13 protein-coding genes are annotated in these 14,965 nt (G+C 66.3%); 8 read left to right on the top strand and 5 right to left on the bottom strand.

What is annotated here, in order from left to right:
* Positions 1-22 precede the first annotated feature (22 nt).
* From VFZ97_10455 to VFZ97_10435, 5 genes are read left to right on the top strand one after another with little or no spacing between them, the layout of a single operon-like run.
* Complete coding sequence (locus VFZ97_10455) at positions 23-1,069, top strand: phosphotransferase family protein (GenBank protein ID HEX6393856.1); 1,047 nt, start codon at positions 23-25, stop codon at positions 1,067-1,069.
* On the top strand, positions 1,066-1,524 hold the full coding sequence (locus tag VFZ97_10450) for a hypothetical protein (GenBank protein HEX6393855.1): 459 nt from the start codon (positions 1,066-1,068) through the stop codon (positions 1,522-1,524). Before VFZ97_10455 ends, VFZ97_10450 begins: the two co-directional genes overlap by 4 nt.
* Positions 1,521-2,306, top strand: a complete 786-nt coding sequence (locus VFZ97_10445; GenBank protein HEX6393854.1) for an SDR family oxidoreductase — start codon at positions 1,521-1,523, stop codon at positions 2,304-2,306. Before VFZ97_10450 ends, VFZ97_10445 begins: the two co-directional genes overlap by 4 nt.
* Positions 2,303-2,803 carry an OB-fold domain-containing protein gene (locus tag VFZ97_10440; protein HEX6393853.1) on the top strand — a complete coding sequence of 167 codons (501 nt, stop codon included), beginning with the start codon at positions 2,303-2,305 and terminating at the stop codon, positions 2,801-2,803. The genes VFZ97_10445 and VFZ97_10440 overlap by 4 nt, the downstream gene beginning before the upstream one ends.
* Complete coding sequence (locus tag VFZ97_10435) at positions 2,800-3,975, top strand: thiolase family protein (GenBank protein ID HEX6393852.1); 1,176 nt, start codon at positions 2,800-2,802, stop codon at positions 3,973-3,975. Before VFZ97_10440 ends, VFZ97_10435 begins: the two co-directional genes overlap by 4 nt.
* A 66-nt stretch (positions 3,976-4,041) precedes the next feature.
* On the opposite strand, the gene VFZ97_10430 is transcribed toward VFZ97_10435, so the two are convergent.
* Genes VFZ97_10430 through VFZ97_10410 form a run of 5 tightly spaced genes read right to left on the bottom strand, consistent with a single transcriptional unit; the run spans position 4,042 to position 10,083 of the window.
* A complete protein-coding gene (locus tag VFZ97_10430; protein HEX6393851.1) occupies positions 4,042-5,058 on the bottom strand; it encodes a TIGR03617 family F420-dependent LLM class oxidoreductase in 1,017 nt (338 codons plus the stop codon).
* Complete coding sequence (locus VFZ97_10425; GenBank protein HEX6393850.1) at positions 5,058-5,840, bottom strand: SDR family oxidoreductase; 783 nt, start codon at positions 5,838-5,840, stop codon at positions 5,058-5,060. The genes VFZ97_10430 and VFZ97_10425 overlap by 1 nt, the downstream gene beginning before the upstream one ends.
* A 9-nt stretch (positions 5,841-5,849) precedes the next feature.
* Positions 5,850-7,364 carry a class I adenylate-forming enzyme family protein gene (locus VFZ97_10420; protein ID HEX6393849.1) on the bottom strand — a complete coding sequence of 505 codons (1,515 nt, stop codon included), beginning with the start codon at positions 7,362-7,364 and terminating at the stop codon, positions 5,850-5,852.
* Positions 7,361-8,845: an aldehyde dehydrogenase family protein gene (locus tag VFZ97_10415; protein HEX6393848.1), complete on the bottom strand. Its 1,485-nt coding sequence runs from the start codon at positions 8,843-8,845 to the stop codon at positions 7,361-7,363. Before VFZ97_10415 ends, VFZ97_10420 begins: the two co-directional genes overlap by 4 nt.
* Positions 8,833-10,083 carry a MaoC family dehydratase N-terminal domain-containing protein gene (locus VFZ97_10410; GenBank protein HEX6393847.1) on the bottom strand — a complete coding sequence of 417 codons (1,251 nt, stop codon included), beginning with the start codon at positions 10,081-10,083 and terminating at the stop codon, positions 8,833-8,835. Before VFZ97_10410 ends, VFZ97_10415 begins: the two co-directional genes overlap by 13 nt.
* A 158-nt stretch (positions 10,084-10,241) precedes the next feature.
* On the opposite strand from VFZ97_10410, the gene VFZ97_10405 reads away from it, so the two are divergent.
* From VFZ97_10405 to VFZ97_10395, 3 genes are read left to right on the top strand one after another with little or no spacing between them, the layout of a single operon-like run.
* Positions 10,242-12,950: a branched-chain amino acid ABC transporter permease/ATP-binding protein gene (locus tag VFZ97_10405; GenBank protein ID HEX6393846.1), complete on the top strand. Its 2,709-nt coding sequence runs from the start codon at positions 10,242-10,244 to the stop codon at positions 12,948-12,950.
* Entirely contained in the window at positions 12,947-13,669 is a 723-nt protein-coding gene (locus tag VFZ97_10400; GenBank protein ID HEX6393845.1) for an ABC transporter ATP-binding protein, read from the top strand. Before VFZ97_10405 ends, VFZ97_10400 begins: the two co-directional genes overlap by 4 nt.
* A 21-nt stretch (positions 13,670-13,690) precedes the next feature.
* Positions 13,691-14,962, top strand: a complete 1,272-nt coding sequence (locus VFZ97_10395) for an ABC transporter substrate-binding protein (GenBank protein ID HEX6393844.1) — start codon at positions 13,691-13,693, stop codon at positions 14,960-14,962.
* Positions 14,963-14,965: the final 3 nt, after the last annotated feature.

The raw sequence follows: 14,965 nt of genomic DNA, 5'->3' as shown, positions 1-14,965 counted from the left end.
CTATCGCCCAAAGGGGGGAGGGATGGTTGACCTGGATGACCTGGGGCGCCGGTTGGAGGCGCTTCTTTCTTCCCGTGAACCTGGGCCGGTGCGGGTTGAGGACTTGTCGGTGCTCACAGGCGGTTACAGCCTGGTGACCGTAGCGTTCACGGCGACGATGGCCGGAGGGTCGCAGCGCTATGTCCTCCGAATCGACCCGCCGGGGGATGCGGCTCTCTCACGTACCGATCGTGTGGCGGAGGGCGAGCTGCTGGCTGCGCTGACAAGAGCGGGCACGGTTCCGATTCCCGCCCTGCGCTGGTCGGACCTGTCGGGCGCGGTTTTGGGTGCTCCGGCGCTGATTAGTGATTACGTAGATGGCCCGCAGTTGCTCAGCCAGCTTCGCGGGGTGGGCGAGGATGAGCAGCGAAGCCTTGCCCTCAAGTTGGCTGAGACGATTGCCGTGGTGCATGTCGAGGGGGGTGCTGCGCCGGCGTCGATGAACCGGCCGGCGTCGTGGGACGCCTACATCGATTCGTTTGTCGAGAGCTGGCGGGGTCTGGAGGCTGCCTACCCTGAGCACAACCCCTTCATCAGGTGGGTGGCGGCTTGGTTGGATTCCCACCGGCCAGTACCCGCGCCTCTGACTCTGGTGCACGGCGAGTTCCAGACCGCGAACGTGATGCTCGACGCGGCGGGCGGGATGCGCGTGATCGACTGGGAGTACGCCCATATTGGCGACCCGCGTATCGATTTGGGTTGGGTCCAGGCGGTAGCGGCGTTCTCTCCGCCCGATCCGATCGCCTTGGACCCTGTTGGTTTCTGTCATCGCTACTGCGAGGTGACCGGTCTTGGCGACGAGATCGTGAACCCGGCAACCGTCGCGTGGTTCGCGGTCGCTGCCGGATTCAAAGCCTTCGGTGGCCTGCTTGAAGGGATGGCTGCCCTGGCCGCTGGTTCCAACCATCTCGTGACGTCGGCCTATCTGGTTTCGGCGATGCCGTTTAGCCATCGGCTGTGGCGGGACAGCGTCCGCGGTCTGGAAGCAGCAATGACCGGCATCGAGTCGGGGATGGAGGTCGTGTCGTGATCACCCAGCCGACGACTGCCCGCCTGATCGAAGTGGTCCGCAAGGAGCTTTCCGAACACGTCACTCCCGCCGTCACAGACCCTCAACTGCAGACCAGCTTGCAGATGATCGATCACATCCTCTCAACGCTGGCCGTACGCGCTCAACACGAGATCGCCTGGATGGTGGAGGAGACCAAGATGCTCCGCCGGCTCGGCCGGGACATAGTGGCAGCGCACCCGGAAGCCAGTGCCGTTGCTACCGCGCTCGCCGAAGCCGAGGCTCAGAATCAAGAATCCCTGCACTACGACGACGTCGCCCGACGCTACGGCCTGGCGAGCGAGATCCTCTCATCCGCCTACGAGCACACACCTAACGACTCGCCACTGCGGCCTCAGATCGAAGAAGCATTCGATCATCGTCTCGGACACGAGCTCGAAATCATCGGCCAATTCCAGCTAGTTGGCCGAACATGACCACCCCTCGTTCCGGGCCGGATACGACCATGCCCGACCTCACCGGCCGAGTCGCGGTCGTAACCGGAGCAGGCCAGGGCATCGGCGAGGCATATGTGCGAGCGCTCGCGCGCTGCGGCGCCTCGGTTGTCGTGGCCGACATCAACGAGCCGGCCGCCAAGCAGGTTGCCGACGAGATCGCAGACGATGGTGGCATGTCGCACGCGGCGCCGGTCGACGTAAGCAGCCGTGACAGCACACTCAGTCTCGCCGAAGCCGTTCGGGCTCGGTTCGGTGCGTGCCACATCGTGGTGAACAACGCCGCGATCTACCATTCGATGCGGTTCGACCCACAGCTCACGGTCGATATCAACTACTGGCGCAAGGTCTTCTCGGTGAACCTCGACGGCCCACTGCTGGTGACTCAGGCCCTCGCGCCCATGCTGATCGATGCCGGTTGGGGACGCGTAGTTATGCAGTCCTCCACCGCGGCATACGGCAACGGCGGCGCCTACGGGACCGCCAAGCTGGCGCTGCACTCCCTGACGAGGGGATTCGCGAGGGAACTGGGCTCCGATGGCATCACGGTCAACGCCATCGCGCCGGGTCCGATCAGCACCGAGGCGACTGCCGTGACGGTTCCGAAGGACCGCATCGACGCGCTGGTGGCCACAGCGAGCATAAAGCGGGTCGGCACTGTTGACGATCTGGTCGGGACATTGCTGTTCCTCTGCTCAGACTCAGCCTCCTGGGTGACCGCCCAGACCTTCGTTGTGGACGGTGGCATCACCGTACGCGTGTGACCGCGATTGGCGGAGCCTCCGAGAGACAAGCGAGCACGCACCTCTGTCGGGCGGCGTCGCGAAACCCGAGCTCGGACGACCGGGCGGTGATCCGACCGTTTCCCGTACCGACCGATGAGGAGCGAGCCTTCTGGACCGGGGGCGCCGACGGCGTTCTGCTGATCTACCGTTGTGCCACTTGCGGCAGATGGTTCCACCCCCCGGGGCCGGTATGCCCCGCCTGCCACTCACTGGAGGTCGCGCCGCGGCCGGTCAGCGGGCGAGCGACCGTGTGGGCAGTGACTGTCAACCATCAGCAGTGGTTCGCGTCTCTTCCTCCTCCATACGTGGTCGCCATCGTGGAACTCGCGGAGCAACCGGGACTGCGGATGCTCACGAACGTCGTCGGTTGTGAACCCGAGGTGGTGCGCTCGGGGATGGTCGTGGACGTGGCTTTCGAACTGCTGGCGGACGATCTCTGGCTCCCAGTGTTCCGACCCAAGGTCTCGCGACCGTGAAACGCTTTGAAGAGGCTGTTGCGGTCACCGGCATAGGCCAGTCAGCTATCGGCAGACGTCTAGGGCGAAGCGGTCTGTCCCTCACGGTGGAGGCGGCCCTCGCATCCATCAACGACGCGGGCTTGGCCGTCTCCGAACTCGATGGTCTTGCCACCTTCCCCGGTGAGGCCGTCGACCCAGGCCTTGCCGGCTGCGGCGTGTGGGAGTTGCGAGACGCGCTCGACCTCCGGCTCCGGTGGTTTCAGGGAAGCCCTCAGACCTCGGGCCAACTCGGCCCGTTCATCGATGCGTGCATGGCAGTGGCGTGCGGGCTGGCGACACATGTGCTGTGCTTTCGTACCGTGTGCGAGGCGAGCGCACAACGTTCGGGCGGTCGTGGCGAGGTGGTTGGTAGCCAGTTTGCAGTCAGCGACTGGCGAAGGTGGCTGGCACCTTTCGGTGCGCCATCGGCGGCAAACTGGATCGCCCTGTACGCGCAGCGGCATTTTGACGATTACGGCACGACCCGCGAGCAGCTCGGTGCCATAGCGCGCAACGCGCGGGCAAACGCCATGTTGAATCCCGCGGCGGTCTTCCGGGAGCCCTTGAGCATCGAGGACTACCTTGCCTCACGGATGATCTCGACGCCGTTGTGTCTGTACGACTGTGACGTCCCCATCGACGGGTCAACCGCTGTCATCGTCTCCGCCCGCGATCGCTCTTCCGATCGACCCCACGATCCCGTGTATCTCGAAGCGGTGGGGTGCGGATTAACCGGTCCATTCTCGTGGGATCAGATCGACGGGCTTACTGGTATGGCCGCTACTGCCGCGGCAGAGACCATGTGGCGCCGGACCGCCTTGGGTCCTGGGGACGTAGACGTCGCCGAGTTGTACGACGGATTCAGCGTCCTGGCTCTGGCATGGCTGGAGGCGCTTGGATTCTGCGACTTCGGGGATGGCGGTCGGTTCGTCGAGGGCGGTGAGGCGATCGCCCTAGACGGAAAGCTGCCGTTGAACACGCAGGGCGGACAGCTCTCAGGCGGTCGTCTCCACGGCTACGGAATGCTCCACGAGGCCGTCGTGCAGCTCCGGGGTCACGGCGGGCCGCGGCAGGTGCGTCAGCGCCCAGAGGTCGCCGTCGTATCCGCCGGGGGCGGCCCCTTTGCCGGGTGCCTGTTGCTCACTCGATAAGCCCGGCAGTTGACGAGTGGAGGGCCGACCGCCGGAAGGGACCCCGTTCGCTGCCCTGACGAGCCGTCACGTCGCTGCTCTAATCGCCGCGACCACCTGTATTGCAACGTCGTGGCCGATCCGGTAGTTGGTGTACAGACTCAGGCGGTCGTAGACGTCGCCCCAGCGGGCAGCGACATCCGCGCCGACGGCTGCAGGCTCGCCGACTATTGCTAGCTCTCTCAGAAGCTCGTCGTCGATGAGCTCGGCCAGGTCGCCCCAGCGGCCCTGCTTCGTGCGGCGGGTCAATTCCGGCCCGAGCTCGCTCCGGCCGTGCAGCTCGAGGACGCCGCGGTAGGAGGGTGTCGATGCGTAGAAGGCGATCTGGTCCTTCGTGCCCTGGACGGCGCGGGCCAGTTCGTATTCGTCGCGCCCCGTGACCACGAACGTAGCTCCCGCGATGGTGAAGTCGTCGAGGTCAGCCACCCCGGCCGCCTTACGCCCGCGCATCAACGCAGGCCGGGTCACATTGTCGAAGTACGCCCTGGAGGTGAACGGATGTATGAAGAAACCGTCCGCGACCTCGCCGGCGACCTCGGTCATGCGCTCGCCGACCCCGGCGAGGTACACCCGAGGCGCTCCGTACGGATGCGTTCTGGGCGAGAAGGCCGGGGTCATCAACGTGTGTTTGTAGAACTCTCCTTCGAACTTCAGGGCAGTGTCGCCGTTCCACGCCCTCCAGATGGCCTGCAGCGCAAGAACGTACTCGCGCATGCGGGCAGCCGGGCTGGACCACGGCATACCGAACCTGCGCTCGACGTGCGGCTTAACCTGGGTGCCGAGACCGAGCACGAACCGGCCCTCGGCGTATCGTGCGAGGTCGTAGGCGCTGTGCGCCACCGTGAGAGGTGATCGGGCGAAAGCAACCGCGATCGCGGTTCCGATTGTGGGCCAGGTGGTCGCCTCGATGGCCTGGAGGGCCTGGAGGAAGGGGTCATAGCCCGTCTCGCTGACCCACAGACCGTCGTATCCGTCCACCTCCCTGGCCGCGGCCCGTGCCTTCGTGTCGGAGATGCCCTTCGGCAGCCTGGCATCGAGCAGCATCAGAAGTCCGTCCCCCCGTCGATGTTGATGAGCGCACCGTTGAGATAGCCGGCGCGCTCCGACAGCAGGAATGCGATGAGGTCACCCACCTCGTCGGGGCGACCGAGTCGGCCCAACGCCACGTCCATGTGCCACTCGCTGCTCAGCATGGACTCGAGCAGTCCCGCCTCGGGTACGCCGCGGCTGGCAGCCAGACTCACACGGCGGGCAGCGAGCTGGCCTGTCTCGATGATCCCGGGGCAGACACAGTTGGCGCGGATGCCGGCCGGACCGTACGCTTTGGCGACGTCCTTGGTGAAGGTGGCAACTGCGCTCTTGCAGGTGGCGTACGGCACCCGGTTGGCGTGCGGAGCACGAATGGAGTACGCCGCCGTGGTCACGATGGAGCCTCCGCCGTTGGTGACCAGATAGGGGAGCGCGGCGCGGACGATGCGGACGGTCGCCATGAGTTGGTGCTGAAACGTCTCCAGCCAGATCTCGTCGTTGGCCTCGTCGAGGGAGGAATGGGCGCTGCGATTGCTCCCGGCCGTGATCGCGACACCCGATAGCCCGCTAACGGCGAGTTCAGCGGCGTTGACGATGGCTTCACAGGTCGATTCGTCGGTGGCAGCGTCTCCGGGAACGGCCACCGCACCGATCGCCGCGGCGACATCGTGAGCGCGGCCGACGTCGCGCCCCGTGATAGCGACCCGTGCGCCCTCCTCGACGAGCAACCGCGCGACCTCTCGCCCGATTCCGGCGGTGCCGCCGACAACGAGGAACCCGCGGTCGCGGACACCCAAGTCCACTGCTCAACAGGGCTTGGTCAGGAGGGCCGCGCAGGCCCGCAGGTCCACCTTGCCGTTCGGCACGCGTGGAAGCGTGCCGACGACGACGACCCAGCGAGGCCGCTTGTAGGGCGCCAACATTGAGGCGACGCTCGCGAGGATCTCGTCCCCGGTGACGTCCGACTCGATGACTGCGACCGGTACCTCGCCGAGACGGTCGTCGGGTACTCCGAGGACGGCCGCCTCTCGAACGGCCGGGTGAGACATCAAAGCCGACTGCAGTTCCTCGGGGACCACGTTGAATCCCCCGCAGATGATCACGTTCTTGATCCGGCCTGTGACGTAGAGGTAGCCGTCCTCGTCGACGTAGCCGAGGTCACCTGTGCGGAGCCAGCCGTCGTCGCCTGTAGGGGAGTCGTCGCCGGTATCCCCGACGTAGCTCCGGGACGCCGACTTGGTCCGGACCTGGATCTCTCCCTGTTCGCCGGGTGGCGCATCGCGCCCATCGGCGACGATCCGCAGTTCGACACCCGGGAGCGGCCGACCAACCGAGCCAGGACGACGGCGGCCCGCAAGCACCTCCTTGACGTTCTCGATCGCAATCCCTCCGAACGCCTCCGTCTGCCCGTAGGCCTGGAGCACCGGGATCTGGAATCGGGCCTCAAACGCCTCGCGCAGCGCCTGCGGCAGCGGCGCTGTCCCGGAGGACGCGTAGCGGACCGGACCGAGGTCAGCGTCGGGTGGCAGGCCCTCGAGCAGCATGCGCATCATGGTCGGATTAATCGTGAGGTTGTCAATGCCGTGCGCGTCAATCGCAGCCTTTGCCGCGATGGCGTCAAACTTGCGCAGCAGTACGACGCTGCGTCCCACGTAGAGGGCGAACAGCAACCGTACGACGCCAGCGGTGTGCGACACGGGGTTGGCGATGAGGTTCGGCGGCTTGGGGTCGTCGGGGATCCGTGTGATGCGGGTCTCGCGTCGGAAGGCGGACACAGTGGCAGCAAGGTTCGACCAGGCGTTCCCGTGGGTAAGCACGACGCCTTTGGGCGCTCCCGTCGAGCCCGAAGTCAAGAGAACGAGAGCTTCCTCGTGGTCCGCCGCGTCTGGAACGGAGAGAGGTCCCGGCTCGCTGTGCTGCGGCACTTTTGAGACCCCAACGAACGGGGCACCCGCCTGCGAACTCGAGGGGTCGTAGGGATCACCGACGACGGCGCGAGCGTCCATTGCCTGGACTGTCCGTTTGGCGTCGCCGGCGGAGGCGGCAGGGTGCATCGCGATGGCTGACGCGCCGAGCAGCCACACGGCTGTCAGCGCAGGGAGAAACCGCTCGTCGTTGCCGAGACGGATCAATACCCGGTCCCCACTGCCGACGCCGTGGCGGTCAAGCGTGGTGCTGAGCTCGGAAGCAGCGTCGGCGAGTCCCCCAGCCGTCCAGGGTCCGAGCTGTTCGACGTACAAGAACGGGAAGTCCGGGCGTTCGGTTGCCCGCCACGCGAGCAGGTTGGCGAGCGATCCGCTCGCGCGGTGCTCAGCGGTCATCCGGCGTGGTACTTGATGGTCTTGAGTTCGGTGTAATGCTCGAGTCCCTCGTCGCCGTTCTCCCGCCCGATCCCCGATCGCTTGTAGCCGCCGAAAGGCACTCCGGGATTAGTCCAACCGGCGCCGCCGTTTATCGACACCCCCCCGGCGCGCAAGCGGCACGCGAGTTCAAAGGCGGCGCCGGTATCGCGTGACACCACCGCGGCGTCGAGGCCGTACCGCGAGTCGTTCGCGATCCGGACGGCGTGGTCGTCGTCGTCGAACGCGATGGTCACCGCGACCGGACCGAAGATCTCGTCCTGGGCCACGGGCCAGGCGTTGTCGACGTCCGCGAGCACTGTCGGTTCGAAGAAGTAGCCCTTGGACGGCTCGTTAGGTGGCTTGCCGCCGGCGAGGAGCGAGGCTCCAGCATCGAGGGCCTGATGGACGTACCGGGCCGTGCGCTCGACAGCAGCCGGCCGGATGAGCGGGCCCATCTGGGTACCGGGGTCCGCCGGGTCGCCCACCCGTACCTCTTGGGACAGAGCGGCTAGGCGGCGATGGTAATCGTCTATGACGGAACGGTGGACGAGATGCCGCGTTGTGAGCGCACACCCCTGGCCAGCGTTGAACGTGAAACTCTGGAGTCCGAGTTGTGCCGCCTGGTCGAGATCTGCGTCGGCACGGACGATCATGGCCGACTTCCCGCCTAGTTCCAGCAGCACGCGCTTCAAGGTCGGCGCCGCCTGGGCCGCGATAGCAGCCCCGACGGCGTCCGATCCCGTGAAGGTCACCAGGTCCACGTGGGGGCTCGTGGTCAACTGGTGACCGACCTCGGAGTCGCCCGTAAGCACGTTGACGACGCCGGGCGGAAGACCTGCCGCGGCCACCGCTTCGGCGATCACGAAAGCAGTGAGAGGCGTGTACGGAGAAGGCTTGAGGACAAGCGTGTTGCCGGCGGCCAGCGCCGGCCCGATCTTCATCACGGCCAGCAGGAACGGGAAGTTGTAGGCAACGATTGCGGCGGCGACCCCGATTGGCTCGCGCCGCACGACCCAGCTTCCGAGCCAGCTGCCACCACCGCTCCGGCGGGTCACCCGGGGCTCGTGCGGTATGAGATCCGGCTTCGCCGCCGCTGTGGCCCAGAAGTCAAGCTGCTCAATGGGCAGACACACCTGGTGGCTTACGGCCACGGCGTGCGTCGAGCCGACCTCCGAAATCACAAGATCGGTCAGCTGTATGGAACGGGCCGCGAGCTCGTCCCGCAGGCGGCGGAGGTGGAAGGCTCGTTCCGTACCGGACATTGCGGGCCAGGGCCCTTCATCGAAAGCCCGACGCGCGGCAGCAATCGCCGCGTTGCCATCCGCGACACCGCCGCGGGGCACGCTGGCGAGGAGCGCCTCGGTCGCGGGGTTCACGACCTCGTCCTCGCCGTCGCCGGTCGTCGCGCTCCAGTCCCCGCCGACGAACGTGTCGGTGCGGGGAAGGGTCAGCGTGCCCACGGTCCGTCCTCGGGGACGAGCATTCCCTCGAGTACGCCGTGATCATCGGGCGGGTCGGGGAACGTCGGGAGGCCGCCGGATCGTGACGGCAGGCGGACGCGCAACGAGCCGGTCGCTGTCGTCTCGTCGCGCTGGTTAGTGCAGGTGACGGTAACGGTCACCTCGGGCCAAGCGCCGTCGTGGTAGATGTCCGTTACCGACGCTGTCAGGCGGGTGAGGTCTCCGATGGTGTTGAAACCCTTGATGCGGTCGTCGACACTCACGAGGAGAGCGTCGTCGCCCATCCAGTCGGTCACGGCCTGCATCAGCCACGCGTTGCGCAGCATGCCGTAGTCGTAGGCTCGTGGCGCGCCGACAGACTGGGCAAAACCGTCGTCCCAGTGGACCCGCATGGCCGAATCCCATGCGCCGAACTCGTTGCGGGCGTAGAAGCCACCCATGCGCTGGCGGTTCTTCCAGTTGAGCCGGTAAGGAAAGATCTCGTGGCGACCGTTTCCCATGAGCCAGGCGATGACGTCGCCTACGACGAGCGGGCCACGGTAGCGTTGGCCGAGTTCGTCCCCTATTCGCACGTCCTCGACGTAGCGAGGTTCGGCGCCGCGGACGCTCTCGGCCGCATAATGCTCGTCGACGAGCCGTAGTTCGTCGTCGGTGTAAAGGTGTTGTTCCTTGGCGGCCTTGAGCGTGTCTCGTTTGGCGGCCGTGTCGCGTTCGGTGTGGACGAAGTCGGCGTCCCAGATGGCAATCAACTCGCCCCGTTGATTCCAGTAGACGCGGCGCCGAACAGAAACGGCTGACCGCCCGCCGAAGCTCGAATGCAGCTTTCCGGTGATGTTGACGTAAAAGCGCCGCACCCAGATCCGGTCACCTTCGTGGACCGCGTTGAAGAAGCGTATGTGGTCGCCCGCCCAGAACATGTGTACCCCGCTAAGCGCCCCCCGCCCTCGACCACGCAACTCGGGAGCGTCCGGAAGTCTCGGCGTGAGACCCGCCCCCTCGAGGAACCCTGGGGGGGCGATGATGCCACCCCACCGCGTACCGACGGCGTGATCGGGGTCGCAGTACAAGGGGTTGTCATCGCCGAACCCGTATGCGTAATGCCGGATCCCGTCGCGGGTGGCCTCTTCGTTCCACGTTGTCCACCTTGTATACGGCCAGTCGACACCGACCTTCTCGCGGAACCTCTCGATGCCGTCGTCGGTCAGTCGGCCGGCCTGGGGATCAGCTGCCAGCGCCATAGCTAGATCGTTTCATGATTCATCGCTATTGGCAAGAAAATCGTTGCATATTTCATCGGTTTATGCCAAGGTAACCCCGTGTTTCCGGGGGACGTCGAGTCGGACATCGTGCACTTGCTCGACGCGGAGGGGGATCCCGTCCGCGCCCGGGGGGGACCGTGGATCAATACGTCATTTTCCTGCTGCTCGGGCTAGCGAACGGCGCCGTTTTCGCGGCTCTCGCGTTGTCCCTCGTCGTGACCTACCGGAGCAGCGGCGTGGTCAACTTCGCCACCGGCGCCGTCGCCCTAGTTACCGCGTACACGTACGCGTTTCTGAGGCAGGGCAAATTGCTCGTGCTCCTGCCCGGGCTCCCTCAGTCCGTGGACGTCGGGGTCCACGGGTTCTGGCCGGCCGCGACGTTGGCGCTAGGCGCGGCCGCACTGCTCGGGTTGCTCTTGTACGTGTTGATCTTTCGGCCCCTACGTACTGCACCGGCGATGGCGCGCGCAGTGGCGTCGATCGGCGTGATGGTGATTCTCACGAGCCTCATGACCCAGCGCGTGGGCGTCAACCCGGTCACCGTCGGCCCGATCCTGCCGACACGGATCTGGACTGTCGGAGGAGTCCGCCTGTCGAGCGACCGGGTGTGGTTTGCGGCGGTGATCCTTGCTTTCGCCGCTGCTCTGGCGGCCGCCTATCGCTTCACCCCGTTCGGGTTGCGGACAAGGGCCGCGGCCGACAACGAGCGCGGGGCGTACCTGAGCGGGATCCACCCCGACCGGCTCGCCGCGGTGAACTGGATGATCAGCGCGGTAGTGGCGGGCATCTCCGGCATCTTGATTGCGCCGATCGTCCCGTTGGCCCCTTTGTCGTACACGCTCTTCATCGTCCCGGCGCTGGCGGCCGCGATCCTTGGTGGGTTCCAGCGGCTGCTGCCAGCTGTGTGTGCGGGGCTGGCGATCGGGATGCTGCAGTCGGAGGTCACCTACCTGCACAGCCGGCACAGCTGGCTCCCGTCCTCCGGGCTTCCCGAGCTCGTGCCGCTGGCGTTGATCCTGGCGGTTCTCGTGGTGCGGGCGCGGCCGCTGCCGGCCCGAGGAGCGTTGATCCAGCGCTCGCTCGGACGCGCGCCTCGGCCCCGCCGCATCACCCTCAGCGCTGTGATGTGGGCCGTCGCCGGCGCCGGCGTTCTCGCCGCCCTCCATGGCTCGTGGCGGGCCGCTCTGGTTACCAGCTTGGTCTTCAGCGTGATCTCGCTCTCGCTCGTGGTGGTCACGGGATACGCCGGGCAGATTTCGCTCGCCCAGCTCACCCTCGCAGGCGTGGCCGGGTTCCTGCTTGGCCCCCTCACCACCAGCTGGCATGTTCCGTTCCCGATCGCACCCCTGATGGCGGCGCTCGCCGCCGCCGGAATTGGCGTGATCGTCGGGCTCCCGGCGCTGAGGGTGCGCGGACTGCCGCTCGCTGTCGTCACGCTCAGTCTCGCCGTCGCGGTCGAGGCGTTGTGGTTCCACAACACCGACCTGGTGCCGGCCAACGGCAAAGACATCGCCGGCCCCACATTGCTCGGCCTGGACCTCCGAGCCCACGTGGGGACGGACTTTCCACGGTTGTCGTTCTCCCTCATCGTGCTGGGCACCCTCGTAGTCGTCGCCGTCGGCGTCGCCAAGCTCAGAACCAGCAGCCTCGGCTCGGAAATGCTGGCCGTGCGAGCAAATGAGAGATCCGCCGCAGGTTCGGGCATCAATGTCGTGCGGGTCAAGATCCTGGCGTTCGGCATCAGCGCGTTCGTAGCCGGACTCGGCGGTGCCCTGCTGGCCTACGAGCAGAGCAACGTCACCTTCGACTCCTTCACGGTCTTCGTCGGGATCGCGCTCTTCGCTGTCGCATACCTAGCCGGGATCACCTCGGTCGCGGGTGGTGTCCTCGCTGGACTCCTGGTGAGCAACGGACTCATCGACACGGCGATCCAGCGCTGGCTGTCCCTGGGCAACTGGTACACGACCTTGACCAGCGTGCTGCTCGTGTTCACCGTGATCCGCAACCCGGAGGGGATCGTGGGTCCCGTTCACTCGCTGCTCGACCGGTGGGCTCCACGGCGATCGTCCATCAGTGCATCCCGTGCGCAGCTCAAGGTCGTCCGGCCGGAGGCAGCGAGCGTCGAATCGTCGTCGCTGTCGGTGCGGAATGTCTCGGTGCACTACGGAGGCGTGGTCGCAGTCGACAACGTCAGCTTCGATGTGCGCCCGGGGGCGATAGTCGGCGTCATCGGGCCGAACGGCGCGGGCAAGACGACTCTGCTCGACGCCATCACCGGGTTCGCGCCGGCCTTGGGCTCAATCGCGTTGGGCGGAACTGCTCTGGACGGCCGCGCTCCTTACGAACGCGTCCGGTCCGGACTTGCTCGAACCTTCCAGCACGTCGAGCTGTATGACGATCTGTCTGTATCCGAAAACGTTGCCGTGGGCCGGGCCCGGCGCGGCGACCGCGAGCTCGCCTCGTTGCTCAACGTCGTCGATCTGGCCGACGTCGCCAACTGCCCCGCAGGCGAGTTGTCGCAAGGGCGCCGCCAGCTGGTCTCGATCGCCCGCGCGCTCGCATCGAACCCGGACGTGCTCCTTCTCGACGAGCCAGCCGCGGGGCTGGACAGCTCCGAGAGCGTCTGGCTGGGGACGCGCCTGCGCGGGATCCGCGACGCTGGCACGACCATCGTGCTCGTGGACCACGACATGCATCTCGTGCTGAGCCTCTGCGACGAGGTCCACGTCCTGGTCTTCGGCAAGCTCGTGGCCAGCGGACCGCCGCATGTGATCAGCGCGGACGCCGACGTCGCGGCTGCGTACCTCGGAGAGACCCATGCCGCTCAGCCGACGGGCGCGGCATGAGCACGCCGCTGCTCGAGACACGCGGCCTCGCCGCCGGGTACGGGCGTGTCACCGTCGTCCAACCGACGGACCTCTCGGTCGACGCAGGGACGGTCCTCGCCGTCCTCGGCCCGAACGGCGCCGGGAAGACCACGCTGCTTGCCACCGTCGCCGGGCTGCTGCCGAGCCGTGCCGGCTCCGTAGTCGTCGCCGGCGAGACGATCAAATCCGGCCGTCCCGATGCGGCATCCCGGGCGGGCATCGTTCTCGTTCCGGACGACCGAGCGCTCTTCGCAGGCCTTACCGTAAAGGAGAACCTCCGGGTTGCAGCCAGGCGCGGCCGAGCTATCGACACTGTCGTCGAACTTTTCCCGTCGCTCCGCGCGAGGTGGCGGCTCACCGCGGGACAGCTATCGGGCGGCGAGCAACAGATGCTCGCGATCGCCCGTGCGCTGGTGCAGGCGCCTCGGGTCCTCCTCCTTGACGAGATGAGCATGGGCCTGGCGCCAGTGATTGTCGAGAGCCTCTTGCCGGTCGTGCGCCGTGTCGCGGACGAATTCGATGCGGTCGTGATCCTCGTGGAACAGCACGTTGGCCTGGCGCTCGACCTTGCAGACCAAGCCGTCGTGCTCGTGCACGGCGAAGTGATGCTCAGGGACTCGGCGGAGAACCTGCGCGCAGACAGATCCCGTCTCGAATCCGCCTATCTCGGCGTTGCCCTATCCACCGCAGCCAACTGATCAAGCAACGAAAGGGAACCCATGTCATTCCACACCCGACTAGGTCGAGCCAGTGCAGTGCTCGTGGTGGCCGCCTTTGTCAGCACCGCGTGCGGCTCTTCGACCAAGTCATCCTCGACCGGAGTCGCCAAGTCGACGTCCGCGAGTAGCGGCGCGAGCGCGCTCGGCAGGCCGGACAAGGCCACCGGCACACCCGTCAAGGTGGGCCTCATCAGCGATGGTAAGAGCGACACCATCGACGACACGCCCGAGATCACCGCCGCGCAGGCAAGCACCACGTACATCAACGCCTACCGGGGCGGCGTCAATGGCCACCCGATCGATCTCCTCGTGTGCCAAACCCATCAGACTCCGGCCGGCGCTACCGACTGCGCTACCCAGATGGTCAACAACAAAGTCGTCGCCGTCCTGTACGGCGTGAGCGGCCAGGGTGGCAGCATCTTCAAGGGACTTCAGGGCTCGAACATCCCGCTGATCGCGCTAGGCACCATTGATCAGGACACGTTGCTCAAGCCGGGTGCATTTGCCTTGGCGAACCTCGTGTCCAGCGTCATCGCCGGTCCCGCGGGTGTTGCCCGCGCAAAAGGAGTCAAGCACGCTGCCGTCGTCGTCATCGACGTGCCCGCTGCCAGCGGTCCGGTCAAGGCACTCGGCGGGGCTTTCTACAAGAACGCCGGCGTCTCTCTAGACGTGGTCACGGTCCCCCCTGGCACAGCAGACATGACCCCCCAGATCCAGGCTGAGCTAGCCAAGAACCCTGGCCAGTTCGCCATCGTCGGCGACCAAGGCTTCTGCACCAGCGCGCTCAAAGCCATCAAGACCCTTGGATTCAGCGGTCCCATCGTCATAAACCCCGAGTGCATCGACACCAACACAGCCGCGTCGATCCCTGGTGGATACGCAGGCATCACGGTCTCATCGTGGAACACCTCTACGGACCACACGACCCCGGACTACAAGCTGTACTCGGCTGTCATGGACACCTATGCCAACGGTTCGCCAAAGGGCGGAGTCGCCCCGGGCGGGTACATGGTTGTTCGGGCATTCGCCGATGTCATGGGCCAGACGACGGGCGATGTCACGCCAGCGAACGTGATGAGCACCTTCTCGTCGATGTCCAGTCCCGTTGCGTTCCAGATGGGAGGCGGGACGACCTTCCAATGCGGGACGAAGCCCGTGGCGTTCGTCCCCAACGTGTGCGCGGCCAAGGTCCTCCAAGGAGTTCTCGACGCGCAGGGGAACAGTTCGAACTTCCAGGTCCTGGACACCTCGGATCTTACGAAGCTCGGCTAATCC

Source organism: Acidimicrobiales bacterium (genome assembly GCA_036378675.1).
Classification (GTDB): domain Bacteria; phylum Actinomycetota; class Acidimicrobiia; order Acidimicrobiales; family Palsa-688; genus DASUWA01.
Note: the sequence above shows the minus strand (reverse complement) of the source record. Positions and strands in the feature narration are given on the sequence as shown.